Origin of the sequence: Chryseobacterium culicis, assembly GCF_900108365.1 — a bacterium.
Lineage (GTDB): Bacteria > Bacteroidota > Bacteroidia > Flavobacteriales > Weeksellaceae > Chryseobacterium > Chryseobacterium culicis.
On the sequence record NZ_FNWQ01000003.1, the window covers coordinates 609293 to 633379 of the forward strand.

Annotated in this window: 26 protein-coding genes; 21 read left to right on the plus strand and 5 right to left on the minus strand. The window is 36.4% G+C overall.

Annotation, left to right across the window (positions count from 1 at the left end; genetic code table 11):
• Position 1: 1 nt before the first annotated feature.
• Complete coding sequence (locus tag BLW74_RS14480) at positions 2-520, minus strand: KdsC family phosphatase (RefSeq protein WP_089693341.1); 519 nt, start codon at positions 518-520, stop codon at positions 2-4.
• A complete protein-coding gene (locus BLW74_RS14485; protein WP_089693343.1) occupies positions 510-1259 on the minus strand; it encodes a Rossmann-like and DUF2520 domain-containing protein in 750 nt (249 codons plus the stop codon). Before BLW74_RS14485 ends, BLW74_RS14480 begins: the two co-directional genes overlap by 11 nt.
• Positions 1260-1439: 180 nt before the next feature.
• Here BLW74_RS14485 and BLW74_RS14490 point away from each other — a divergent pair, with 180 nt between their 5' ends.
• From BLW74_RS14490 to lepA, 5 genes are all read left to right on the plus strand, one after another.
• Positions 1440-1991 carry an RNA polymerase sigma factor gene (locus BLW74_RS14490; protein WP_089693345.1) on the plus strand — a complete coding sequence of 184 codons (552 nt, stop codon included), beginning with the start codon at positions 1440-1442 and terminating at the stop codon, positions 1989-1991.
• Between the two features lie 17 nt (positions 1992-2008).
• Positions 2009-2551: a hypothetical protein gene (locus BLW74_RS14495; RefSeq protein ID WP_089693347.1), complete on the plus strand. Its 543-nt coding sequence runs from the start codon at positions 2009-2011 to the stop codon at positions 2549-2551.
• Between the two features lie 7 nt (positions 2552-2558).
• Positions 2559-3068: a hypothetical protein gene (locus tag BLW74_RS14500; protein WP_089693349.1), complete on the plus strand. Its 510-nt coding sequence runs from the start codon at positions 2559-2561 to the stop codon at positions 3066-3068.
• A gap of 104 nt (positions 3069-3172) precedes the next feature.
• Complete coding sequence (locus BLW74_RS14505; RefSeq protein WP_089693351.1) at positions 3173-4192, plus strand: hypothetical protein; 1020 nt, start codon at positions 3173-3175, stop codon at positions 4190-4192.
• Positions 4193-4321: 129 nt separating this feature from the next.
• Positions 4322-6118: a translation elongation factor 4 gene (gene lepA, locus BLW74_RS14510; protein WP_089693353.1), complete on the plus strand. Its 1797-nt coding sequence runs from the start codon at positions 4322-4324 to the stop codon at positions 6116-6118.
• A 53-nt stretch (positions 6119-6171) separates the two neighbouring features.
• On the opposite strand, the gene BLW74_RS14515 is transcribed toward lepA, so the two are convergent.
• Positions 6172-6816 carry a DUF1579 domain-containing protein gene (locus BLW74_RS14515; protein ID WP_089693355.1) on the minus strand — a complete coding sequence of 215 codons (645 nt, stop codon included), beginning with the start codon at positions 6814-6816 and terminating at the stop codon, positions 6172-6174.
• Positions 6817-6939: 123 nt separating this feature from the next.
• Between BLW74_RS14515 and BLW74_RS14520 the strand changes: the two genes are divergently transcribed.
• The 14 genes from BLW74_RS14520 (at position 6940) to BLW74_RS14585 (ending at position 18122) form a co-directional block, all read left to right on the plus strand.
• On the plus strand, positions 6940-7635 hold the full coding sequence (locus tag BLW74_RS14520; protein ID WP_089693357.1) for an NUDIX hydrolase: 696 nt from the start codon (positions 6940-6942) through the stop codon (positions 7633-7635).
• A 311-nt stretch (positions 7636-7946) separates the two neighbouring features.
• Complete coding sequence (locus BLW74_RS14525) at positions 7947-8489, plus strand: NADAR family protein (RefSeq protein WP_089693359.1); 543 nt, start codon at positions 7947-7949, stop codon at positions 8487-8489.
• A 79-nt stretch (positions 8490-8568) separates the two neighbouring features.
• Positions 8569-8904: a hypothetical protein gene (locus tag BLW74_RS14530; protein WP_089693361.1), complete on the plus strand. Its 336-nt coding sequence runs from the start codon at positions 8569-8571 to the stop codon at positions 8902-8904.
• A gap of 2 nt (positions 8905-8906) precedes the next feature.
• Positions 8907-9758, plus strand: a complete 852-nt coding sequence (locus BLW74_RS14535) for a hypothetical protein (protein ID WP_089693363.1) — start codon at positions 8907-8909, stop codon at positions 9756-9758.
• Between the two features lie 58 nt (positions 9759-9816).
• Positions 9817-10887: an adenylosuccinate synthetase gene (locus BLW74_RS14540; protein ID WP_089693365.1), complete on the plus strand. Its 1071-nt coding sequence runs from the start codon at positions 9817-9819 to the stop codon at positions 10885-10887.
• Positions 10888-10956: 69 nt separating this feature from the next.
• On the plus strand, positions 10957-11370 hold the full coding sequence (locus BLW74_RS14545; protein WP_089693366.1) for an ADP-ribosylation/crystallin J1: 414 nt from the start codon (positions 10957-10959) through the stop codon (positions 11368-11370).
• A 2-nt stretch (positions 11371-11372) separates the two neighbouring features.
• The gene (locus BLW74_RS14550) at positions 11373-12188 is read left to right on the plus strand and encodes a TIGR02452 family protein (RefSeq protein WP_089693368.1); all 816 of its coding nucleotides are present in this window, start codon (positions 11373-11375) and stop codon (positions 12186-12188) included.
• Complete coding sequence (locus BLW74_RS14555; protein ID WP_089693370.1) at positions 12185-12820, plus strand: DUF4291 domain-containing protein; 636 nt, start codon at positions 12185-12187, stop codon at positions 12818-12820. The genes BLW74_RS14550 and BLW74_RS14555 overlap by 4 nt, the downstream gene beginning before the upstream one ends.
• A complete protein-coding gene (locus tag BLW74_RS14560; protein WP_089693372.1) occupies positions 12817-13323 on the plus strand; it encodes an O-acetyl-ADP-ribose deacetylase in 507 nt (168 codons plus the stop codon). The genes BLW74_RS14555 and BLW74_RS14560 overlap by 4 nt, the downstream gene beginning before the upstream one ends.
• Positions 13324-13327: 4 nt before the next feature.
• Positions 13328-14014, plus strand: a complete 687-nt coding sequence (locus BLW74_RS14565; RefSeq protein ID WP_089693374.1) for an SIR2 family NAD-dependent protein deacylase — start codon at positions 13328-13330, stop codon at positions 14012-14014.
• Positions 14014-14955 carry an ADP-ribosylglycohydrolase family protein gene (locus BLW74_RS14570; protein WP_089693376.1) on the plus strand — a complete coding sequence of 314 codons (942 nt, stop codon included), beginning with the start codon at positions 14014-14016 and terminating at the stop codon, positions 14953-14955. Before BLW74_RS14565 ends, BLW74_RS14570 begins: the two co-directional genes overlap by 1 nt.
• A 10-nt stretch (positions 14956-14965) precedes the next feature.
• A complete protein-coding gene (locus BLW74_RS14575; RefSeq protein WP_089693378.1) occupies positions 14966-15508 on the plus strand; it encodes an RNA 2'-phosphotransferase in 543 nt (180 codons plus the stop codon).
• Positions 15509-15510: 2 nt separating this feature from the next.
• Positions 15511-16239: a metallophosphoesterase family protein gene (locus BLW74_RS14580; protein ID WP_089693380.1), complete on the plus strand. Its 729-nt coding sequence runs from the start codon at positions 15511-15513 to the stop codon at positions 16237-16239.
• 158 nt (positions 16240-16397) lie between these two features.
• Positions 16398-18122, plus strand: coding sequence for a M14 family metallopeptidase (locus tag BLW74_RS14585; RefSeq protein ID WP_089693603.1), 1725 nt, complete (start codon positions 16398-16400; stop codon positions 18120-18122).
• Positions 18123-18182: 60 nt separating this feature from the next.
• Here BLW74_RS14585 and BLW74_RS14590 read toward each other — a convergent pair whose 3' ends face one another.
• On the minus strand, positions 18183-19064 hold the full coding sequence (locus BLW74_RS14590; RefSeq protein WP_089693382.1) for a cupin-like domain-containing protein: 882 nt from the start codon (positions 19062-19064) through the stop codon (positions 18183-18185).
• A gap of 451 nt (positions 19065-19515) precedes the next feature.
• Between BLW74_RS14590 and BLW74_RS14595 the strand changes: the two genes are divergently transcribed.
• Complete coding sequence (locus tag BLW74_RS14595; RefSeq protein ID WP_089693384.1) at positions 19516-22218, plus strand: carboxypeptidase-like regulatory domain-containing protein; 2703 nt, start codon at positions 19516-19518, stop codon at positions 22216-22218.
• Between the two features lie 238 nt (positions 22219-22456).
• Here the strand turns inward: BLW74_RS14595 and BLW74_RS22710 are convergent, their stop codons facing one another.
• On the minus strand, positions 22457-22771 hold the full coding sequence (locus tag BLW74_RS22710) for a hypothetical protein (protein ID WP_228424922.1): 315 nt from the start codon (positions 22769-22771) through the stop codon (positions 22457-22459).
• Positions 22772-22951: 180 nt separating this feature from the next.
• On the opposite strand from BLW74_RS22710, the gene BLW74_RS14605 reads away from it, so the two are divergent.
• The gene (locus tag BLW74_RS14605) at positions 22952-23857 is read left to right on the plus strand and encodes a GLPGLI family protein (protein WP_089693386.1); all 906 of its coding nucleotides are present in this window, start codon (positions 22952-22954) and stop codon (positions 23855-23857) included.
• Positions 23858-24087: the final 230 nt, after the last annotated feature.

Below are 24087 nucleotides of genomic sequence, written 5' to 3' on the forward strand. Positions count from 1 at the left end.
ATTATACAGATTGGGTGTTATCATCGTGCCAGTTTCCCTGAACTTTCATCACCTGCTCAATCACATCACGAACAGCTCCTGTACCTCCCTTTTTCGGGGAAATATAGTCGGAGATTCCTTTTACTTCAGGAACTGCATTTTCAGGACAGGCTGCAATAGCAGAACTTTCCATAATATGAATGTCCGGAAGATCATCTCCCATAGTCAGAATCTCTTCATTCTTAAGGTTATATTTCTTCTTAAAATCTTCAAAATCTTCAATCTTATTATGAGACTTCGGATAGTAATCCTGAATCCCCAGGTAATTGATTCTGTGTTTTACCATTTCGTCATTTCCACCTGTAATAACGCCGATGAGATAGTTGTTTTTTAAAGCTTTCACTACTGCATATCCGTCCAGAACATTCATTACCCTGCACATATTTCCGCCGGGTAGAAGGTAAACGCTTCCATCTGTGAAAACACCATCTACATCAAATACAAATGCTTTTATATCTTTTAATTTCTCTTTATAACTCATACATTTTCTGAATAGAATGATTCATTGTTTTATAAATTTCAAGACTTTCGTCTTCTAATAGCTGTTCATGCAGCTGCAAAATCCTTACGTCATTTCTTACGGCAGGACCGGTCTGTGCTTTTTTGGGTTCTATTTCATGAATTTTCTGGACCGTTTCATCAATCAGCGGTAAAAAATAATCAAACGGAATTTCCTGAGAATCCGAAATTTCTTTAGCCCTTGAAAAAAGATGATTCACAAAATTGCAGGCAAAAACGGCAGTTAAATGAATATACTTTCTTTTTTCATAAGTGCTTTCCATTACCTTTTCTGAAATCTGAGAAGCAAGAGCTAATAATAATTTCTGATCTTCTTCATGCTCAGCCTCTACAAAAAAAGGTATTTTTTCATATTCCAGTGCTTTGGATTTTGAAAAAGTCTGTAAAGGATAGAAACTGGACTTTCTGTAATCACCGGCAAGCGCTTCTTTTGCAAGTGATCCTGAAGTATGCGCTACCAGGCTGTCTTTTTTGGTGATGATTTTCGAAACTTCTTCTACAGAATTATCACTCACACAGATGATATAAAGATCAGCCTCTTCCAGATGATCTGTGGAATAGGGAATGTGCAATTCTTCAGAAATTTTACTTAATTCTTTTTCGTTCCTGCCAAAAATCTGGGCCAGGGGAATACTTTTCATCGTGAAAGCCTTTGCCATATGATAGGCAACATTTCCGGAACCGATTATTACAATTTGCATATAACAAATATAAGGTTTTAAGATGAGCCTGAAAAGAAGGATGATTCCAGAAATAGGATGCTTTAATATAGGCACGTTTCTTGCGTAACTGTCTCATATTATTTAAATTTTTAACTTGAAAATTGAATTTTTAATTTAACTTTCAGTTATTTTTGTAATCCAAAACAGTGAAAGCATCTTATGAAGATTAAGGACGCGGAAATTATTTCGTTGATGCAAAATCCACGGACCCAGGATAAGGGAGTCCGCGCCTTGATGGATGCCTATCAAAGCAGATTATACTGGCACATAAGAAGAATTATTGTGGACGGAGATCTTGCACAGGATACTTTGCAGGAAACTTTTATTAAAGCCTATCAGAATTTTCATCAGTTCAAAAATGATAGCCAGTTGTATACCTGGTTGTACAGAATCGCTACCAACGAAGCACTGCAGCAGGTAAATAAAATGAAGAAGATGCAGAAAACTGATGAAGATCCGGAGTATCATATGCAGAATCTGATTGCCGATAATACTGAAGGGGATGCAGAAGAGATACAGATTTTACTGCAGAATGCTATACAGAGCCTGCCCGAAAAGCAGAAACTGGTATTTATGATGAGGTATTATGATGATTTGCCCTACGAAGAAATATCAAAAATAGTAGATATGTCTGTAGGAACACTGAAAACAAATTATCATTATGCCAAACAGAAAATAGAAGAGTATATTAAAGAAAATTACGAAAGATAATTTTTTACCCAACAAAGATGAAAGAGTTCGACATAGAAAAATTAGAGCGTAAAAACATTTACACAGTTCCTGATAATATGTTTGAAAATATTCAGGAGAGCGTTTTGAATGATATAAAGACAAGTAAAAAAGCACCTGTCTTTAAGATGAACTGGATGTATGCCGCAGCAGCATCACTGGCTTTGATTTTTGGAGCTACTTATGTTTTTAATTCGGATAACCATTCTACGAAGCAAAAGCTGAGCTCCAAAACAGAATATATGGCCAGCAACGGAGAACCCAAAACAGAAAGTGAAGTGGCCTATGAAACTTTAAAATCTGATTTAACTTCTGTTGAAAATAATTATCAAACAGTTGAAAATCAAAACGGTAAAGATGTTTATGCGTCTCAAGCAGAAAAGGTAACTGAAAAAATATCAGAAGCCCCGAAACCTGCAAAAGCAGCTACCAAAAAAGAAGAAATACAAATGAATGAATATCTGGACTCGTTTTCTAATTCTGAAATTGCAGAATTAGCAAGTAATTCGACACAGGACGTTTATTTGGATATATATAATTAAAAGAAAGATGAAAAAGATATTATTTGCGTTTTTGATTATTTACGGCTTCGGCTTAAATGCCCAGAGGACAGATTATGACTGGAAGAAAATGGATCCTAAGCAAAGGAAAGAGGTCATCAATAATCTTTCTCCGGAAGAGAGAAGAGAGCTTCTGAAAAAATTCAGGAATAATATGATTATGGAAAACCTGAATGTAGATCCCGGTGATAAGGCCGAGTTTACTCAACTATATAATGAATATCTGGAAAGCCAGAAGCAAATAAAAAGCCAGTTCAATTCAAGTTTTGATCCTGAAACATTAAGTGATGAGGAAGCAAAAGCGAAATTACAGCAAAGTTTTGAAGTGGGACAAAAGCTGCTGGATAACAGAAAAAAATACGCAGAAAAAATGCAGCAGGTAATTCCCTGCCAAAAAGTTCTGAAGCTCTTTCAGTCTGAAAAAATGATGAAGGATAAAATGGATGAAAGACGACCACACGGACAAAATAGTGCTTCCGAACCTAAACAAAACCCATAATAGTTTATTTTTTTAATGTTGGACGGCTCTTACAGATCTTTCTGTGAGAGCCGTTTAATTTTGCTGTAAATTCCTATTTTTGTCAGAGTTAAAAAACATAAACCATGAGAAATATTCTTTTATTCTTACTGCTTTCAGTTTTTGCAGCAGCGCAGAAAATAGAGACCATTGACCTCTCAAAGTCTATTAAAGATGGCAAAAATTCTATCAAAAATCTTACAGTAATAGATCAGAGATCAAATCCGGAAATAGGAGCGGTTATGTACCATAAGGATGAGGTTAAGGTTGTTTTCGAAAATGGGGCCGGTAAAGACATAAAAGATTGGTTTTATAAGTACAATCCTGTAAGGGGAGATAAAGAGATGGTTTTTTTGCTCGAAAGTTTGAATGTTTCAGAAGACAGAAAAGAGAAGTATTCTGTCGGGAAGCTTGAATTGAAGGCAAGCACATTTATTAAGAAGGAAGATGGCTATCATTTTATTGGCAGAAAAGATACAGTAGCAACTGTTTCATCCCGTGAAACCCCTTATCTGGCTCAAAGTCTGGCGAGGAAAATAACTTTAGTTCTTACCGGGCTGTTTAAAGATTCCTACAGAGCAACACCCTGGGAATTGGGCATTTCAGAAAATGAGCTGCCTGACTATGCTTCTGTATTAAAAGAAAAACTCGGTATTCTGAAAGCGAACGAATTGAAAGACGGGGTTTACAAAGATTACTATAGTTTTTTTACTCACAATCCTGAACCAGGATTTACTGTACAGGAAAATGATAAAGGAGTCGTTACAAAAGCAGTAAAAGGGAATGAAAAAACAGGCATCAGACGTTTTTATGCCTTTGTTTATAAAGGGATAGCATACAAAAATATTCCCGTTGGCTACACTGAAATTTTTAAAGATGAAAATGGTGTATTTATTGAAGCAACCAAGGCGGAACTGTTTCCTCAAACGGCTGTAAACGGTATCTCTGTTGGTGTTGCTGCAGGAGGCCTGGTAGGAGGCGTTATTGGTGCGGTTATAGATGTCAGTCTATCCAATAAAAAAAAGAATACAATAGGCCCCAAAGTTTATATTGACCCATTTACCGGAAATTACTTGTTTCCGGAAGACTTTGGTAAAACGAAATAGTATTTGAGAATAAAACGGGCCAAAATGAGATTCCGTGCTGAGTTGTATCTGTGTTTCAGTTAAAAGAAAGAATTAACAATGAAAAATTCATTTGCATTTTCTTATCTTTGCAAATTACAAGATTCTTAAATGAAAAACATACGAAATTTTTGCATAATCGCTCATATCGACCACGGTAAAAGTACCCTGGCAGACCGTCTATTGGAGTATACGAATACCGTTACCCAACGAGAATTACAGTCTCAGACGCTGGATGATATGGATTTGGAGAAAGAACGCGGGATCACGATCAAGTCTCACGCCATCCAGATGGATTATGAGTATAAAGGAGAAAAATATATCTTAAACCTTATTGATACGCCGGGACACGTTGACTTTTCTTACGAGGTTTCCCGTTCTATAGCTGCCTGTGAAGGAGCGCTTCTTATTGTAGATGCTGCACAGAGTATTCAGGCTCAAACGATCAGCAACCTGTATCTTGCATTGGAAAATGATTTAACGATCATTCCGATTCTGAATAAAATTGACCTGCCTTCTGCAAACCCTGAAGAGGTAACCGATGAGATCATGAATCTGATCGGATGCGAATATGAAGATGTTTTAAGAGTTTCCGGAAAAACAGGAGAGGGAGTTCACCACCTTCTGGAGCAGATTGTAGAAAGAATTCCCGCACCGGTAGGAGATCCTGATGGTCCGCTTCAGGCTTTGATCTTTGACTCTGTTTACAACCCGTTCAGAGGAATTGAAGCATATTTCAAAGTAGTGAACGGAAGTATCACAAAAAATGAAAAGATCAAATTCTTTGCTACTGGAAAAGAATATGGTGCTGATGAAGTAGGTACCCTGAAACTGAAGCAGGTTCCAAAGAAAACTATTCAGTGTGGAGACGTAGGATATCTGGTTTCCGGGATTAAAGATGCCCGTGAAGTAAAAGTAGGAGATACCATCACTTCTTTTGAAAAGCCAGCTGATGGCCCTATTGACGGATTTGAGGAAGTGAAACCAATGGTATTTGCCGGTATTTATCCTATTGATTCTGAAGATTTTGAAGAATTAAGATTCTCTCTTGAAAAATTAAGACTGAATGATGCTTCTCTGGTTTTCGAGCCGGAAAGTTCTGCAGCACTTGGTTTTGGTTTCCGTTGCGGATTCCTGGGAATGCTTCACATGGAAATTGTTCAGGAACGTCTTGACAGAGAGTTCAATATGAACGTAATTACTACAGTACCAAACGTATCTTATTTTGGATACTCTAAAAAAGAACCGGAAGTTCCTATTCTGATTAACAACCCTTCTGAAATGATGGATCCTTCTATTATGGACAGAGTGGAAGAACCCTATATAAAGGCTTCTATTATTACTAAATCAGACTTCGTAGGGCCTGTAATGACCTTATGTATTGAAAAGAGAGGGGAAATTGTTAATCAAAGCTATCTGACATCAGAAAGAGTGGAGCTGGTTTTCAATATGCCGCTTGCTGAAGTCGTATTCGATTTCTACGACAGGCTAAAATCAATCTCCAAAGGATATGCCTCATTCGATTATCATCCAATCGGATTCAGAGCTTCCAAGCTGGTAAAAATGGACATCCTGATCAATGGGGATATGGTAGATGCATTATCTTCACTAATTCACGATTCTAATGCCTATTACATCGGTAAAAGAATGTGTGAGAAGCTTCGTGAGCTGATTCCGAGACAACAGTTTGATATTGCTGTTCAGGCTGCATTAGGAACAAAGGTGATCGCAAGAGAGACCATTAAGGCCTTAAGAAAAGACGTTACCGCAAAATGTTACGGAGGAGATATTTCCAGAAAACGTAAGCTATTGGAAAAGCAGAAAGAAGGTAAGAAAAAAATGAAGCAGATTGGTAGAGTAGAAGTACCGCAATCAGCATTTATGGCTGTACTGAAACTCAATGATTAATTTAATTCATTATAAAATAAAAACCGCTTCGAGAGAAGCGGTTTTTTTCTGATTTATTTTTTACGGGTATATTTTATTTCCATGGTTTTGTACTCTTTTCCCGTTTTTGAATCCGGGCCATACATTTCAAGCTTTTGAGTGTTATCATCCACAAACGTGAATACTTCTCTAAAATCACAATCTTTTCCGGGTCTTGAAGGATCTGTCATTTTTCCTTTGAATTCAACCGATTTTGTGGAAGCATTCCAGTCTCCTTCTCCATTCATGATTCCAGTCCCCATATTGTCGATCCAGGTACTTACAAACTTCTTTTTGGAGTTGTCATATCCTACAATGCTCATTCCTTCAAAAGGCATTCCCATAAAGTCACCTTTATGGTTCGTGATCTGATAACGCCCGCCAAACATCATTTTATTGGTCGCTTCAGATTTGCTCATCATAGGTTTTGCTCCGTTTTCCATCCACATGGTAGTTTCCCCGGTCCAGGTTCCGTCAGATTTTGCCAGCATTTTTTGCATTTCTCCCGGAGTTGAATATTCCATCCAGGCTTTCATGGCGGTCGCAGAATCTACAGGTTTCCATTCAGAACTGGCAGCGGTAGAATCTGTTTTATCAGAACCGGCAGCTGCTGCTGTTTTTCCTTTCTCGCAGGCTGTTAATAATAAAGCTGCCGGGAGAATGGTTAATAAATTTTTCATAATTGTTTAGTTTTAAGAATGTTACAATAATAGCTTAAAGATAATAACTTTTATTATAATGAAAATTATTTTTTAATACAGGCATAAATTGTAATTTTGTGTATTCGTAACGCAAATCAATTTATGGAGTCTCCAAAAAAATTACAGGATATAAAAGTGGCTGTAGATGCCGTTATTTTCGGATATTTTGACAAAAAAGATCTTCAGATCCTTCTGATTAAAAGAAATATTGAGCCTTTCAAAGGAGGATGGGCCCTTCCGGGAGGACTTGTTCTGGATGACGAAAGTATAGACGATGCTGTAAAAAGAGAACTTTATGAAGAAGCCGGCATAAAACCCGATTTTTTGGAACAGCTGTACACTTTTGGTAATCCTGGCCGAGATCCAAGAAACCGAGTGGTTTCAGTGGCTTATCTGGGGCTTGTGAACCCTTCTTACCATGAGCTGTTTGCTGATTCGGATGCAGAAGATGCACAATGGTTCAGCATCAATAAACTTCCTTCAGTGGCTTTCGATCATAAAACAATCATTGAAACGGCTTTAAAAAGGCTTCGCACGAAAATTCAATACCAGCCAATCGGATTTAATCTTCTTAATGAAGAATTCCCCTTTTCAGATCTTGAAAATCTCTACAAAACAATTGTAGGACAGGAGATTGACAGAAGAAACTTCCGTAAAAAAATTATGAGCTACGGACTGCTTAATGAGACGAATAACGTTAAGAAAGAAGGCAGCGGAAGGCCGGGAAAACTTTTTACATTCAACAAAGAAAAATATAAAGAGCTTGAAGAACAGGGCTTTTATTTTGAAATAAAATAGTTATATCTAAACACAAATTTCACGAGTGATTTGACACTAATTTTCACCAATATCCTGGAGCAAAAAATAACAGAATATATTCAATAGGAACGGGCTTTAGCCCGTTTTTTTATAGCCAAATTCCATCGGCTTTAGCCAAAATGTATCAAATTGGTGCCATTTGTGATCAAAATTTGTGTTATTCGTGTTTCTATAAATTAAATTTTTATCATTGATAATCAGTTTATTAAATTAATTAGTGTAAAATTAACGCAAATAAATTTGGTTCATAAAATGATAATCCTTTAAATTTGTGTCAAAATAACGCAATCATGAAATACACCCTACAAAATATTACAGAACGTTTCCAGAAAAAGAAAAGAATAAAGTTTCTCTTTTTCTGGGGACACACCGCAAAAGATATGGTTACCAAATCATGTTTCAGTCAATGGTTTCTGGGATGCTTTGAAGAAAACGGAGTTACTTATAAAACAGCAGAACATTATATGATGGCAGCAAAAGCCAGATTATTTAATGATCCTGAAACAGAAAAGGAAATCTTAAGTACAAATACTCCCAATCAGGCAAAGGCTCTGGGAAGAAAAGTAAAAAACTTTGATCCGAAAATCTGGGATAACCATAAATATCAAATTGTAACCAGGGGAAATCTTTTGAAATTCTCTCAAAACCAGAAATTTAAAGACTTTCTTTTGTCCACAGGAGATAAAATTCTCGTAGAGGCAAGTCCATATGATACAATCTGGGGAATCGGAATGCTGGAAACAGACAGCAGGGCAGAAAATCCATTACTGTGGAACGGACAAAATCTTTTAGGATTTGCTTTGATGGAAGTAAGAGATGAATTAAGAAAATAATACCATCGCTCTCAGAAAATAAAGGCATAACTGTACCCTGTCTAATTAGCGTAATATCAACACAAATAAAATATTGATCATGGAAGATGAATTAAAACCAAGATTTATCGAATCATTACAGAGAAATAATGATCAGATCAGAGAAGATAGAGCAAGGATCATCGGAGCAGATTCCGAACTGATCTACAGACGCAGAGTAGAAGATATCGAACTCAAAATTAAAAGACTCGAGCGTGAACAGGAAGGGCTTATAGATATCAGTCCTTTAGACAGAAACAGTCTGACTTTTGCGGATTTTAATCCTGAAGCATTCGTTCAGAAAGACATTGAATTATCATTAACAATCAGAAATCTGAATATTCAGCTCGAAGTAACCCAAAAGAGATTTGAATATTTATTTGGAAAAACATTATAGTCATGGGAAGTACAAGATACGATTTAGACGCTCGTTATGACAGAGCAAGCAAAGCAGGTTACGGAACAAAATCCGCAGGAGAAATTTTCACCCAGAATGCCAAAAGAATGGCTCACGAATCCATGAATCCTCACGGAATTTCTTTCAGAGAATCCAGAGATTCGGAAGTTCATCCTCATTCGGTTCCTATTATTTTAGGACTGGATGTTACCGGAAGTATGGGCCATATTCCCCACGAACTCATTAGAGAGGGATTACCAAAGCTAATGGGAGGAATTATTCAGGGAGGTGTTCCTGATCCAGCCTTATTATTCCTGGGAATCGGGGATCATGAATGTGATGGCTATCCGCTTCAGGTGGGGCAGTTCGAGTCTGGAGATGAAGAACTGGATATGTGGCTTACACGAACTTATATTGAATCCGGAGGCGGCGGTAATGCAGGAGAAAGCTACCTTTTAGCATGGTATTTTGCCGCATTCCACACCAGAACGGATGCCTTTGAAAAAAGAGGGCAAAAAGGATTGCTGTTTACCGTAGGTGATGAGCCCTGTCTAAAAACACTTTCTGCCTCTGCTATCAGAGAGATTATGGGAAAAGGGCAGCAGACGTATTCTCATTTTGAACTGCTGGAAGAAGCAAAGAAAAAATATGACGTCTACCACATCAGTGTTTTGCACTCCGACCAGGCATTGAGAGCAGACAGAGGCTGGAAAGAATTATTAGGAAAACACTGTATATCCATAGAAGACCACAGAGAAATTCCAAATCTTATTAAAGGGATTATTTGTGATACATTTAAAAATCAAAGTTTCGGAACAACAGGAACAGGTTTAGATCAGTTTCAAATGCTTTAGAAATCGGGAATTATCATCAGAAAATGTTGTGATTAAGAATTTTAAAAAACAGTAGGACATGAAAAAGGCGCAAATAGTAATAGGACTTGGTTTTGGTGACGAAGGAAAAGGAATCACCACAGATTTTCTGGCTTCTCAGAATCCGGAAGCTGTTGTAATCCGTTTTTCAGGAGGACAGCAGGCTGCTCATACCGTAATGATGGATGAAAGAAAACATGTACATTCCAGTTTTGCCAGCGGAGCACTTCGCGGTCTGCCTTCTTACTTTACCGAGCATTGTACTGTTCATCCTGTTTTTCTCCTGAATGAGAGGGAAGATCTAAAAACAAAAGATGGAAACACAGAACTGCATATTCATCCATTGGCTAAAGTGACAACTCCTTTTGATGTATGGCAAAACAGAACGAATGCCCGCAATCTTGAACATGGAACGTGTGGAAAAGGAGTAGGAGCCACGATGAAAAGAAACGAAAGTCCTTATAAACTATTTGCCATAGACCTCATAGCACCCAAAGAAATGCTGATGGAAAAGTTGAAAGGAATTGCCTATTACCATGGTTTTGCAGATGAAAATGAGATCACAGAACTTTTACAGCGTTATTTAGATGCTATTGAAGCCATTGACTGGAAAATAAATGATTATAACTACCTGGCTTCGTTTGATCATCTTATTTTCGAAGGAAGTCAGGGTATTTTACTCGATATGGACCATGGCGTTTTTCCCAATGTGACCTATGCGCATACCACTTCAAAAAATGCCTTCGAAATCTGTAAGCTTTTAAAGATTGAAGACATTGAAATGTATTATGTGACCAGAAGCTACTCAACCAGGCACGGAAACGGCTGGATGAGCAATGAAAAAGAAATGCATCTGAAAAATAATGAAGAGGAAACCTGTACATTTAATGAATATCAGAAGGAATTCAGAACCGGAGCAATAGATTACCAACTGCTGAATTATGCCTTAAAACTGGATGCAGCGTATGTATTTCCAACTAAAAAGAATCTTGTTGTAACCTGTCTGGATCAGATTGAAGAACATTTTAAGGTAGAAAACATTGATGTGGAATTTGACGCTGTTTACGGATCCTATTCTCCGTATTCAAAAGATTTTAAACAGATTTTTTAATTTCAAAAGAAGTAATCAGCCTGAGGATTAAAGCTTTAATTTTATATTTAATGATTGAAAATAATAACCATGAAAACAACAACATTATATAGACCAGTAGGAGAAAAAGAAATGATTCTAATCTTAGAAAGCGGATTTAAAGAATTTCCTCCCAGATTAGATTGGCAACCCATTTTTTATCCTGTTCTTAATGAAGAATATGCTTCAGAGATTGCAGAAAAATGGAATACAAGAGACGAAGCAGGAAACTATCTTGGTTTTGTAACTCAGTTTGACGTATTGGAAGAAGTGGCAAATCAATATCCTGCACAGAATGTAGGAGCCAGAAACCACAATGAATTATGGGTTCCTTCTGAGGATCTTAACAGCTTTAATAAGGCAATTGTAGGAGATATCAAAGTAATCAAAGTCTTTATAGGAGATGACTTTAAGAAGGGCGGAAGCGCTGAGGTGGAAGATTTGATGATCAACATAAAAAACTAACTATGACTAATAAAGGAATGGCAAAAGATACTTTGGATATCTTAGCTAAAAAATATTATATCAACGAACATAACGAAAAAATAAATATAGAAAACGAACTGGAAATCAGTAAAAAAGAAACCGTTCTTTTCACTCCGGAACAACTTTCTGAAATGAAAGAATCTCCAATGCCGGAAACAAGTTTTGAAACAAAAATTGAAACCTGGAAATGCAGTTCTTTAAAAGCAATTTTACAATTAGCTGAAGAAGAAAATCAGGAAAAGATCATGTGTCTGAACTTTGCATCAGCAAAAAATCCGGGCGGAGGATTTATCAATGGAGCAGAAGCACAGGAAGAAAGTCTGGCAAGAACTTCCGGACTGTATGAAAGCTTACTTCAGGCATGGGATTATTATACGATTCATCGGGCGATGGAATCCTGTTTTTATACAGACACCATGATTTACAGTCCTAAAGTTCCCGTTTTTAGAAAAGACAAGGGAGAATTACTTCCAAAGCCTGTTTTATGCAATTTCATTACGTCTCCGGCAGTCAATGCAGGAGTGGTAAAACGTCAGGAACCGGAAAAGGCACATGAAATTCTTGATGCAATGGATCTCAGGATGGATAAAATGCTTTCACTGGCTCTACAACAGGGAAATGAAGTTTTGATCTTAGGGGCTTGGGGATGCGGGGTTTTCAAAAATGATCCAGAAGATATTGCAGGATTATTCAGGAAGCATCTTCAGGGGAAGTATAAAAATAAATTTAAAAGAGTGGTTTTTGCAGTACTTACTAAGAAAGAAGAAATGCTGAAACCGTTTGAAGAAATACAATGAATCTTAAATTAAGAAGATATAAAGAACAATTACAAGACTGGCCTCAACAGGGATATCACATCATGGCTCAATATGATAATGAGAAAGTTATAGTGTATCAGTCTTACAGAAAAGAAATTGGAGAATTTGCTGTTAAAAACCAATTTTTTGGCGGAAGTTTCAGCTTTGAAAGAATGACCTGGATAAAACCTAATTTCCTTTGGATGATGTATCGTAGTGGCTGGGGAAGGAAAGAAGATCAGGAAAGTGTTTTAGCAATTCATTTGAAGAAAGAAACATTTATAAACTATTTGGAAAATGCGGTACTTTCTTCTTACAGTAAAAAGCTTGGAATTTCAAGAGATGAATGGCAGGATCAGATAAAACAATCATCAGTAAGACTGCAGTGGGATCCGGATCATGATACTTTTGGAAATAAACTGGAACGGAGAGCAATTCAGATTGGCTTGCGGAATAAATTTATTAAGACTTTTGCTAAGAATGATATTCTTTTCATTGAAAATATTTCTGATTTTGTGGCAGAACAATATCAGTTTGTATTGAACGATGATCTGGATAATCTGATTGTTCCTGAAGAAAAGCCATTATTATTTGATGACGAGGCTTTAAACACAAAACTCAATTTAAGATGAAAATTGAATTAATAAAAGGAGACATTACAAAAATCCAAGCTGATGCCATTGTCAATGCAGCCAACTCATCCTTACTTGGAGGCGGCGGTGTAGATGGAGCTATTCATAGAGCTGGAGGTCCTCAGATATTGGAAGAATGCAAAGCGATAAGAAACAGACAAGGAAAATGCAAAACGGGAGAAGCTGTAGTAACCAATGCAGGAAATCTACCTGCAAAATACGTTATTCATACCGTAGGTCCTGTTTGGAATGGCCATGAAGAAAAAGAATCAATGCTTCTGGCCAACTGTTATCGCAATTCTTTGAAATTAGCAGAAAGTCTTGGTGTAAAAACCATTGCTTTTCCTAATATTAGTACAGGAATTTATAGGTTTCCAAAAGAGCTGGCAGGAAAAATAGCAGCAGATGAGGTCAGAAAATTTCAATCAGAAATCATTGAGAAAGTTATTTTTGTCTGTTTTGATGATGAGAATGAAATGATTTACAATAAATTATTAGAGTAAACCAATGAAAAAACTAACCATATTAAGCGGCGCCGGAATAAGCGCCGAAAGCGGAATAAAAACGTTCAGAGACGGAGACGGTCTTTGGGAAAATCATAATGTAACAGATGTGGCAAGTCCGGAAGGATGGAGAAGAGACAGAGCTTTAGTTCTTGAATTTTACAACCAGAGAAGACGCCAGCTTCATGAAGTACAGCCGAACGAAGCACACCAATTGCTGGCAGAGCTGGAAAAATATTTTGAAGTTCAGATTGTTACCCAAAATATAGATGATCTTCACGAAAGAGCAGGATCTACCGATATTCTTCATATTCACGGAGAATTGTTCAAGTCATGTTCCTGTAACAATAAAAACCTGATTTATGAACAAAAAGAGGATATCAATATCGGAGACAAAGCAGAAGATGGAGCACAATTAAGACCATTTATCGTTTGGTTTGGAGAAGACGTTCCATTGTATCATACGGCGCGAGAAATCGTAAAAGAGGCGGACATTCTGCTGGTAATCGGAACCTCTTTGCAGGTATATCCTGCTGCCGGGCTGATTCATGATATTAAAGATGACTGTCTTCTCATCGTCATCAATCCTAATGAAACAGGATTCGGATACGGACAAAGAGCCGTAGTGATGAAAGAAACAGCCACACAAGGAATGAAATTATTGTTTGATAAATTAGTCAATTTAGCCTAATGGAAAACAAAGTAAAAGCTGGAATTATGGGCGTCTGTATTGGAGATGCGCTTGGAGTTCCGGTGGAATTCAGAAGCAGAGAACAACTTAAGCGTTCTCCTGTTACTAAGATGCGTGCTTTGGGAACCCATCACCAGCCTGTAGGCACATGGAGTGATGATGGTTCCTTGACGTTATGTCTTGCAGATAGTTTGTGTAACGGATATAACCTTGAAAATATAGCTCTGAAGTTTTTGCAGTGGTATAATGCAGAAATTTGGACTCCTCATGGGCGTGTTTTCGATATAGGAATTGCTACAAGACAAGCGATATATAAAGTCAGTAAAGGATATACTCCTCAATTATGCGGGGGAACAAGTGAGTTTGATAATGGTAACGGATCTTTAATGAGAATTTTACCATTATTATTCTACATTAAAAATTTTCCTATTGAAAAAAGGTTTGATAGAATTAAGGAGGTTTCTTCAATAACACACGGACATATTCGTTCAGTGATTGCATGTTTTATTTATTTGGAGCTTTTGTTGGAAATCTTAAATGGAGCAGAAAAGTTTGATGCGTATCATAAAATGCAACAAACAGTAAAGCATTTTTTAGACTTTAATCTTGTTTGTTCTCAATCAGAAATGGATAAATTTGAAAAAATTTTAAACAAAAATATATTTGAATTTGATGAGGAAAAAATAGGTTCAAGTGGATATGTTCTTCACAGCCTTGAGGCTTCTCTATGGTGTTTTCTCAATTCAGAAAGCTATTCTGAAGCAGTTTTAAAAGCAGTAAATCTGGGAGAAGATACCGATACAACAGGAGCCATCACCGGAGGTATTGCCGGAATTTATTATGGTTATGAAAACATTCCTAAAGAATGGATTGCTGAGCTGGTGAGGAAAGATGATATTGAAGAACTCTGTGAGAAATTGCATCAAAAATTAATGAACTAAAACACAAACCATGAACGAAATAGAAAAGAAAAAAATAAGTAAATTTTTAAGCCTGATTCTACGGCATCAGCCGGAAACAATCGGTCTGAAATTAGATGAAAACGGCTGGGCAGATGTAGAAGAGCTGAGAGCGAAATCAGCCAAAAGAAAAATATATTTTAGTCCCGAAGAATTAGATGAGGTAGTAGAAACCAACAATAAAAAGCGTTTTGCCTTTAATGAAGACAAAACCATGATCCGGGCAAGTCAGGGACATTCAATTGATATAGATCTGGCTCTGGAAGCAATACAGCCTCCTGAATATCTCTATCATGGAACTGCAGAATCTAATATTTCTTCGATTTTAGAAAAAGGAATTGAAAAAAGAACCCGTCAGCATGTACACTTAAGTGCTGATAAAGAGACAGCTACAAAGGTCGGAATGAGACACGGTAAACCAGTAATTCTCACCATCAGAACCGGAACAATGCATCAGGATGGTTTATCTTTCTACCAGTCTGCAAACGGAGTATGGCTGACAGATTTTGTAGATGCCAAATACATTTCGAAGTAAAAATGAGCAGAACACTAGTCATAGGAGACATTCACGGAGGATTTAAAGCCCTGCAGCAGGTTCTTGAAAGAGCAGGCGTGACAGAAAATGATCAGCTGATCTTTCTCGGAGATTACGTAGACGGATGGAGCGAGTCTTCACAAATCATACAGTTCTTAATCGAACTTTCCGAAAAACAAAAATGTATTTTCATCAAAGGAAATCATGATGCATGGTGCGAAGACTGGCTTTCATTAGGACAAAAACCTGATGTATGGCTTTTCAACGGAGGAACAAGTAGCATAGAAAGTTATGCTGATTATGCTCTTGAAGAGTTGGATAACCACCTCGAATTCTTTCAGAAGATGAGAAACTATTATATTGATGATCAGAACCGGCTGTTTATTCATGCCGGATATGCCTCCATGCACGGCCCTGAAAAAGAGGTGTACTCCAGCAATTACCGCTGGGACAGAACCCTCTGGGAAACTGCTGTGGCAATGGATAAAAAACTGGATAAAAATTCAGAATTATATCCCAAAAGGCTGCTTCTGTATAAAGAAATATTCATTGGACATACTCCAACGCTCGATATAGGAATTAAAACACCCGCCCATAAAGCCAATATCTGGAATATGGACACCGGAGCTGCCTATACCGGATCTTTATCCATCATGGATATTGACAGTAAGCAGTTCTGGCAAAGCGATCCGCTTCCTTCCCTGTACCCCAAGGAAAATGGAAGGAATTAAGTGAAACAGAACAATAATAGGTTTTTGTTATGAAGATAAATCAAACCACACAGATTTTCAATGTCTGTGTGGTTTCTATTTTAAAAATATTTTACCCCTCAGCATACGCTCATTTTTCGCAAAAGATGATTAATTTTAAAGTCCGAAAAATGACTTCAATGAAACTCAAATATCTTTTGTTCACCCTGAGTTCAACTTTGTTTTTGGCTCAAAAATCATTTCAGACCCCTTTTGAAAAAGGAAATGGAAACCAGACCGTTACCTACGATGAAATGAACAGCTACTATGAGAATTTAGCCAAAAACTTTAATACCATTCAATACCTTAAAAAAGGAGAAGATGATAATGGAAAGCCGATTTATGTTGTTATTTATAATCCATTCGCCGAAAAAGATCCTGAAAAATTAAGAAAAGATAAAGCCATTCTCTTCGTCAATAATGGGATTCATCCTGGAGAACCGGACGGAATTGATGCTACGATGATGCTGATGAGAGATCTTGCCACTAAAAAGATTAAAACGCCACAGAATTTTATTATTGCTGCTATTTCTGCGTATAATGTAAGTGGAATGCTCAACAGAGGTTCATATTCAAGAGCCAATCAAAATGGGCCGGAACAGTATGGTTTCAGAGGAAATGCCAGGAATTATGACCTAAACAGGGATTTTATCAAGGCAGATTCCAAAAATGCCCGAAGCTTTCAGGAAATCTACCAGTGGCTGAAGCCCGACGTTTTCATTGATAACCATGTAAGCAACGGAGCAGATTATCAATACACATTTACCTATATTTCTACCTTTAAAGAACGTTTGGGGAACATTCTCGGGAACTATTTTTACAATGACTATCAGGCTAAAAATCTTGAGGATATGAAGAAACTCGGGTACGAAAGTACTCCTTATGTCAATATTCACGGAGATGTTCCCGAAGTGGGATTTGCCTCATTTGAAGACTCTCCGCGGTATTCCACAGGGTATGCCTCTCTTTTCAACTCCTTAGGAACCGTTCCCGAAACCCATATGCTGAAACCTTATGACAAAAGGGTAGATGCTACTTATAAATATATGTTGGTCAATCTACAGAATCTGGATCAAGATTATCAGAAAATAAAGCAGCTTCGCATTGAAAATTTAAAACAATATCAGGCAGGAAAGCAATATGGTATCCGTTGGAAAATAGATTCCACAAAGTTTTCTACCATGGATTTTAAAGGATATGAAGGAAAATACAAACCCAGTGATGTTTCAGGCAAATCGAGGCTGTATTATGACAGAAACAAACCCTTTACAAAGAATATAAAACTGTTTACAACTGCTGTTCCTACAGGATATATTACCATTCCGAAGTATTATGTAATTCCACAGTCGCAGTACCGCGTGATTGAAGAATTTAAAAGAAATAAAATTCAGATGAAACCGATACAGAGAGACAGCACGATGGCGGTTGAATCTTATAAAATCAAAGACTTTAAAACCGTTAAAAACCCTTATGAAGGCCATTATCTGCATTTTGAAACAACGGTTGACGCTTCCCACAAGAATCTGACATTTACAGCTGGTGATTATCTTGTTCCTACGAATCAGCCAGGGGTTAAATATATTATAGAAACCCTTGAACCTGAAGCATTAGACTCATTTTTCAACTGGAATTTCTTTGACGGAATTCTGGCTCAGAAAGAATATTATTCCGCCTATATCTTCGAGGATACAGCCGCTGAACTTCTGAAAAGGGATAAAAAACTGAAAGAAGCTTTTGAAGCAGCAAAAGCATCGGATAAAAAGTTATCTGAAGACGGAGATGCACAGCTGGATTGGGTGTACAGGCATTCTCCTTATTTTGAAGAAAAAACATTCAGACAGTATCCGGTTTTCAGAGTGTTGTAAATAATTGATATTGAATAGATAAACTAAAAAAAGACGTTTCAAAATGAAACGTCTTTTTAATTATCTTGGTAAGCCTCTTTTCAAGGCCATTTCTGCTCTTTTAACGGCCATTTTCTCTTTCCAGTCCATATAGCTCTTTTTAAAGTTTGACTTCATAATGTCGTCAAATTTACGCTGTACCGTAAGATTCCAAAGAGAGTGTGCTTTTACCGCCCATGATTTGTCCCATGCTCTCAAAGAAATAGAGAAGCTTCCATCCAGATATTTCATCCAGTGCCACCATCCGGTCGGCATGAATAAAGTATCACCATGCTCAAGATAACATTCAATTCCTTCTACACCATCCAGTGCCGGGAATTTTGTGAAATCAGGATTTTCTATATCATAATCCTCCAGTGCATAAGTAGCATATGGAATCTGGTATAGCCTTTCCTTCCACTTGTAATCAAAAAGCAGAATATGCTTCCTTCCATTGAAGTGGGTATGGAAAATATGAGCCATGTCAATATCAAAGTGAAGGAACGTTACAGATCCCTTTCCGCCAAAGAACATGTTGGGATATTTATCCAGAAAACCTCCCATAAGATCTTTTGGAGAAATATAATCTTCCAGAAGCTTAGGGGCATATTTTATGGGGTCAAAAAGAAATATTCTGAGATCAGTGGGCTCACGCTGAATAAGATCTATATAGTCTCCAAACTTCATTTTTGCCGCCGCTGCATTGATGGGCGCAGAAGGATCTGCCTTTGAGCTGTCATATAGCGGAACCTCCACATCTCCTACAACCTCCTTCATATATTCCATCGTCCATTTCTGGTAAGCGGGCCAGTTTTTTGCCATATTCCTGATGACAACGGGCCTTCTTGGCTTCAGATATTTTTCGTAGAAATCTTCTTTCGAAATATCCTCTACAATATCTATAGGCTTTAAAATAATTCCCATTTTATAAATTTTATGTTACAAAATTATTAAATATATATTTATGTCACAGCGTTTAATTTTTTTTTAATCTATGATTCAAATCAGATTTTACTATCTGGTCTAAATAAGAATATTAATATTTTTTCTTTAGTTGAAAATTGTTGTTATTATACTCAATATGACAATGTTCGTCCGGATTACGTTACACAGTTTTTAAAAAGTAATTCATAGATACTTTTAAAGATTTTACAGGCCAACTATAGATTTTGAAAGAATTTGATGATCGGTATACTAATGGGCAGAGAACTGTAATTTGATCCGGAATAAAAAAGGATTTTAATAAAAATACAATCGTTAAAAAAATATCACTATGTTTGTAGTGATAAAGATTTAACCTTTATCTATAAAATTCATCTTTATAAAAAGTGTAACAAAAAGCGAGATTCATTAACTAATTGAGCAAATAATAAGTATGAAAAAAAATATTTCTTTATTTCTGATGCTGTTCTTTACTGTGTTTACTTATGCGCAGAAAACCGTTTCAGGAAAAATTACGGATGATGATGGAGTTGCTATACCAAGTGCAAGTGTGACCGTAGAAGAACCCGGTAAAGATGCGATTCTGGCATACGGAATTACCAATTCTAAAGGGGAATACAAAGTAACCTTCACTTCTGCAGAATCTAATGTAGATCTTAAAGTGAAAGCTTTCAACCAGAAACCCCTTACCAAGCAGATCAGCAATAGTGATCAGACCCTGAATTTCAAAATGCAGTCTGAAGCTACAGAAATCAAAGAAGTACAGCTGAAAACAAAAATGATTACCGCAAGAGGGGATACTATTTCTTACGACCTTAAAGCTTTCAACAGTAAAAACGACAGAACGCTGGCAGATGTAATGAAAAAAATTCCGGGAATTGAAGTAAATACGGACGGAACAATCCTTTATCAAGGCAATGCCATCAATAAATTCTATGTGAACGGAAAAGACCTTATGGAAGGAGGTTACGGAACCATCAACAACTCCCTTCCGAAAGATGCCGTACAGAAAGTAGAAGTTCTTGAAAATCACCAGCCGGTAAAAATCCTCCAGGATAAAGTACCTTCAGATCAGGCAGCCATCAATATCAAACTGAAAAACTCCGTTACCATGACAGGTAGAGGAGAAGTGGGAACAGGCTTCGGAGATCCATGGCTTTGGAATGTAAAACTGACCCCTATGTTTTTCGGGCAGAAAAGCCAGTGGGTAGTCAATTATAAAACCAATAATATGGGTGAGCAGGTGGAGAATGAAGGAAATATTCTGGCTTTTGGGAACAGGTATGAAGGCAAGAGAATCAATGCTTCTCAAAATGACTGGCTGAACGTAGAAAATGCAAGCACACCTAATCTTCCGGTAAAAAGATATTTGATGAATAATGTCCATTACTTATCAGCCAACTACCTTACCAATATTGATAAGAAAAAAGAATGGGAACTTAAAGCTAACGCAAACTATACTAATAATGCTGTAGATAGAGAATCTTATAGCCAAACTGATTATTTTGCAACATCTAATCAGCCCGCTTCAAGAGTTACTCAGAATATTTTCAATAACTTTTATACTGATAAAGCAAAAGGAGAATTGATTTTCACTAAAAATGCAAAGAAAGGATTCTTTAAAAATACCACAAGCTTCTCTCAATATTGGAATGCAGATCGTGGTATTGTAGATCGAACAGATGGAAACAGCAGCCGACATGGGGAGGAAGCAATAGAATCTCCTACTTCTTCATTTCAGAACTCATTAAGTACTATTATCCCATGGAAAGAGAAAATGGTAAATATTCAGTCTTATATTAATTATCAGACAGATAGACAGACATTAGAGGTTTCACCAGCTTCTTATTTGCAGATCCCGGGCTTCAATGCAACTGCGCCCACAGATATTGTAAGACAGAATATGAGACTTAAAACTTTCGAAGCCAATCATTCTGCTAATTTAGGTTTTTCAGCTAAAGGATGGACTTTTACTCCGGAAATAGGATTTAATTTTAAAACTACAGATCTGACCACAGACCTTTCAAATCTTCAAAATAGTAGTTTTCCAAGACCAAATGCAGCTTATAATAATGATTTGAAATACACTACAGCAACTCCATATGGAAGCGTAGGAGTAAATTATAAAAGTGAATCATGGATGATCTATGCCAATCTTCCAGTGAACTCAAACAATATTAAAGCTGAAGACCCATTAAGACTTGTTTCAAAATCAGTAAATAAAGTAACGTTTGAACCTAATATTTTTGCACAGTATTCATTTGCTTCATTCTGGAAAGCTTCATTAACAGGAAATATCAGTAATAATTTTGGGGAGGTAAACACAGCCTATTCAGGATTTTTAATGACTTCACCCAATGGTATCAATGCAATGGACGCTACCAACCCGATTCCTCAGAATAATACAAAATCTGGAGGAACACGAATAGAATATAGAAATCCTCTGAATAATTTGTTCTTTAATCTTAATTACAGGCTATCCGATGTTAAAAGAAACCTTATTTCTTCACCAGTAAGAAATGAAGCAGGATATACAACCGTGAAATATCTGGAACAGGATAATCACACAAAAAATAATGGATTTAGTGGAGAAGTAGGAAAGTATTTCCCAAAATTTAAAACAAATGCTTCAGTAAGCTATAGTAATAACACTTCAACATCAGATGCCTATCAGAATGATAAATCTTATGAAAGTAAAAACAACTCTCAATCAGTAGGATTTAAATTTAATAATACCTATTTCAGTTGGATGAGTGTGGATTATAATTTTACTATTTCAAGAACGCAACAAACCAATACAAGTGCAACACCTGAATTGAATAATGTAAACTCAAGAAATGGATTTAATCATAATTTAGGAGTGTTCTTCTATCCAATAGAAAATCATACCATCGGATTTAATTGGGACCAGGTAAACAGCAGCGCCGGAACTCAGAAATATAATAATGGATTCTATGATTTGTCTTATCAGTTCAGCTGGGCAAAGAAGAAGATAGATTTTGAATTGAAATGGATGAATATTGCGAACAAAAAAGTTTTTGAAACGTATGATATCAATGCACAAAGTATTTCTTACACAAGAATTCAGCTCCGCCCTAGCCAGGTCATGTTTACGGTAAAATTCAACTTTAAATAATATCAAAAACCAATCCATCCGGATTGGTTTTTTTTGAGATATAAGATGTAATAAAATTAAAAGCTTTGCTGGTCTGCTGAAGGCCCATAGCTTCCCGGCAAAGGAATATTGTTCAGTCTGTAATACACGCCCAGCTGAGCTCTGTGATGCGTAATCTGGTTGAGTGCATGACGGATTGCGCCGTATTTGCTCCAGCTTGCCAGTTCATGGCCGTCATTTTTAATCGTCCAGCTGGGATTCAGATCATCTTCTGTACTGCTATCAAGCGCTTTTTTACCTGCCTGATAGTCTCTTCCAGCTTGTTCATAAGATCCTCTCTGGTAGAAAGAACCGTAGGTTTATATTCGCCTTTGCCAAAATCCAGTTCGGAAGTATTTAAAATGGTGTTCGGCCATTCAAAAACTTCTACGAGATGGGTGGCAAGCGGCATCATTTTCATGCTTTTCTCATGAGGAGCGAAGTCGTTTTTTCCCTCAGGAAACAGTTCAATAAATTTTTTCGTGGTTTGGAATTCTCCCTCCAGTTCAGATTTTAATTGAGATAAGGTATCCATAATATTTTGTTTTTTAGAAACTTAAAGATAAGCGTTTTAAAAATCAAACTGTTTTAAGAGAATCATAATTTTTGGGAGGCTATCCGGTTTGCGGGAACAGGTTTTAGCTAAAAAATAAAATTTAAAAAAATTGTAACAAAAGATGACATGTGATTACTAATTATGTAAAACTTTGCTATAATGAAAAAATTACTTTCCATATTTCTTGTCACTCTTTTTGCATTTGCAGGAGCTCAGGAGTCAAAGGAAACAGCTAATCGTTTCTTTTATGAACTGACCTTTAAGCCGAAGAAAGATTCGGCAAAACTAGATAAGGTAATCACCATTCTTGATATTACAGATAAAAATAAATCTATTTATCAAGATTATACTGTAATAGCACAAGATTCTATTATGAAAGTAGAAATCGAAGCAATGCAAAAAGCAGGAATGATGAAAGATCTTTCAAAATCTCTTAAAACTCCGAAAATCTCAGCAAGAATATATAAGTTTTACCCAGGTATGAAAGTTCAATATGTGGATAAAATAGCAAATGGATTTACACCGAGTAATATTGGCTACAGTGAAGATCTAAAATTCAACTGGAATATTTTGTCTGATAAACAAAAGATAGGGGAATACAATGCTCAAAAAGCAACAACAGACTTTGGAGGAAGAACTTGGACAGCTTGGTTTAGTACAGATATTCCTTTTCAGGATGGACCGTACAAATTTTATGGTCTTCCGGGTTTAATTGTAAAAATTGAAGATGCTGATAAAAATTATTCGTGGATATTACAAGGAAATAAGAAGGTGAAGGATTATACAGAATTCTCCTATATTGAAAATTTAATGCATGCTTCCGGAGGAAAAGTAAATGAATTATCAAGAGAAAAATTTGAAAAGACATTTAATGATTTCAAGAAAGATCCATTTGCATCAGTAAGACCAATGATGACTCAAGAGATGATGTCTAAATCTATACCTGGAATGGATGGAACAATTGGAGATATGATGAAAAAACAAGAAAAGCAATATAAAGACTTTTATAATGCGAATGACAATCCAATAGAAAAAGAACAAGCTTCTGACAAAAAGAAAAAATAAGCATTCATATCAACTAAATTATATTTTGAATCAACCCAGGTACAGCAATGTATTTGGGTTGATTTCTTTTTTGTTAAAAATGTTCTTTTAATAACTGGAAAATATTGAAAATAAACGCTAATTTCAAATGATATTTTAGAATAAGCACTTGTTTTTAAAATTTAAATAACAAAAATTTGATTTTGGTATTTTTCATTATATGTTTGTTTTACAACAAATTAAAATATTAT

Bases quoted from the DNA above. Each gene is read 5' to 3' on its own strand.
- BLW74_RS14480 (WP_089693341.1), bottom strand. From the start codon at position 520: ATGAGTTATAAAGAGAAATTAAAAGATATAAAAGCATTTGTATTTGAT.
- BLW74_RS14485 (WP_089693343.1), bottom strand. From the start codon at position 1,259: ATGCAAATTGTAATAATCGGTTCCGGAAATGTTGCCTATCATATGGCA.
- BLW74_RS14490 (WP_089693345.1), top strand. From the start codon at position 1,440: ATGAAGATTAAGGACGCGGAAATTATTTCGTTGATGCAAAATCCACGG.
- BLW74_RS14495 (WP_089693347.1), top strand. From the start codon at position 2,009: ATGAAAGAGTTCGACATAGAAAAATTAGAGCGTAAAAACATTTACACA.
- BLW74_RS14500 (WP_089693349.1), top strand. From the start codon at position 2,559: ATGAAAAAGATATTATTTGCGTTTTTGATTATTTACGGCTTCGGCTTA.
- BLW74_RS14505 (WP_089693351.1), top strand. From the start codon at position 3,173: ATGAGAAATATTCTTTTATTCTTACTGCTTTCAGTTTTTGCAGCAGCG.
- lepA (WP_089693353.1), top strand. From the start codon at position 4,322: ATGAAAAACATACGAAATTTTTGCATAATCGCTCATATCGACCACGGT.
- BLW74_RS14515 (WP_089693355.1), bottom strand. From the start codon at position 6,816: ATGAAAAATTTATTAACCATTCTCCCGGCAGCTTTATTATTAACAGCC.
- BLW74_RS14520 (WP_089693357.1), top strand. From the start codon at position 6,940: ATGGAGTCTCCAAAAAAATTACAGGATATAAAAGTGGCTGTAGATGCC.
- BLW74_RS14525 (WP_089693359.1), top strand. From the start codon at position 7,947: ATGAAATACACCCTACAAAATATTACAGAACGTTTCCAGAAAAAGAAA.
- BLW74_RS14530 (WP_089693361.1), top strand. From the start codon at position 8,569: ATGGAAGATGAATTAAAACCAAGATTTATCGAATCATTACAGAGAAAT.
- BLW74_RS14535 (WP_089693363.1), top strand. From the start codon at position 8,907: ATGGGAAGTACAAGATACGATTTAGACGCTCGTTATGACAGAGCAAGC.
- BLW74_RS14540 (WP_089693365.1), top strand. From the start codon at position 9,817: ATGAAAAAGGCGCAAATAGTAATAGGACTTGGTTTTGGTGACGAAGGA.
- BLW74_RS14545 (WP_089693366.1), top strand. From the start codon at position 10,957: ATGAAAACAACAACATTATATAGACCAGTAGGAGAAAAAGAAATGATT.
- BLW74_RS14550 (WP_089693368.1), top strand. From the start codon at position 11,373: ATGACTAATAAAGGAATGGCAAAAGATACTTTGGATATCTTAGCTAAA.
- BLW74_RS14555 (WP_089693370.1), top strand. From the start codon at position 12,185: ATGAATCTTAAATTAAGAAGATATAAAGAACAATTACAAGACTGGCCT.
- BLW74_RS14560 (WP_089693372.1), top strand. From the start codon at position 12,817: ATGAAAATTGAATTAATAAAAGGAGACATTACAAAAATCCAAGCTGAT.
- BLW74_RS14565 (WP_089693374.1), top strand. From the start codon at position 13,328: ATGAAAAAACTAACCATATTAAGCGGCGCCGGAATAAGCGCCGAAAGC.
- BLW74_RS14570 (WP_089693376.1), top strand. From the start codon at position 14,014: ATGGAAAACAAAGTAAAAGCTGGAATTATGGGCGTCTGTATTGGAGAT.
- BLW74_RS14575 (WP_089693378.1), top strand. From the start codon at position 14,966: ATGAACGAAATAGAAAAGAAAAAAATAAGTAAATTTTTAAGCCTGATT.
- BLW74_RS14580 (WP_089693380.1), top strand. From the start codon at position 15,511: ATGAGCAGAACACTAGTCATAGGAGACATTCACGGAGGATTTAAAGCC.
- BLW74_RS14585 (WP_089693603.1), top strand. From the start codon at position 16,398: ATGAAACTCAAATATCTTTTGTTCACCCTGAGTTCAACTTTGTTTTTG.
- BLW74_RS14590 (WP_089693382.1), bottom strand. From the start codon at position 19,064: ATGGGAATTATTTTAAAGCCTATAGATATTGTAGAGGATATTTCGAAA.
- BLW74_RS14595 (WP_089693384.1), top strand. From the start codon at position 19,516: ATGAAAAAAAATATTTCTTTATTTCTGATGCTGTTCTTTACTGTGTTT.
- BLW74_RS22710 (WP_228424922.1), bottom strand. From the start codon at position 22,771: ATGGATACCTTATCTCAATTAAAATCTGAACTGGAGGGAGAATTCCAA.
- BLW74_RS14605 (WP_089693386.1), top strand. From the start codon at position 22,952: ATGAAAAAATTACTTTCCATATTTCTTGTCACTCTTTTTGCATTTGCA.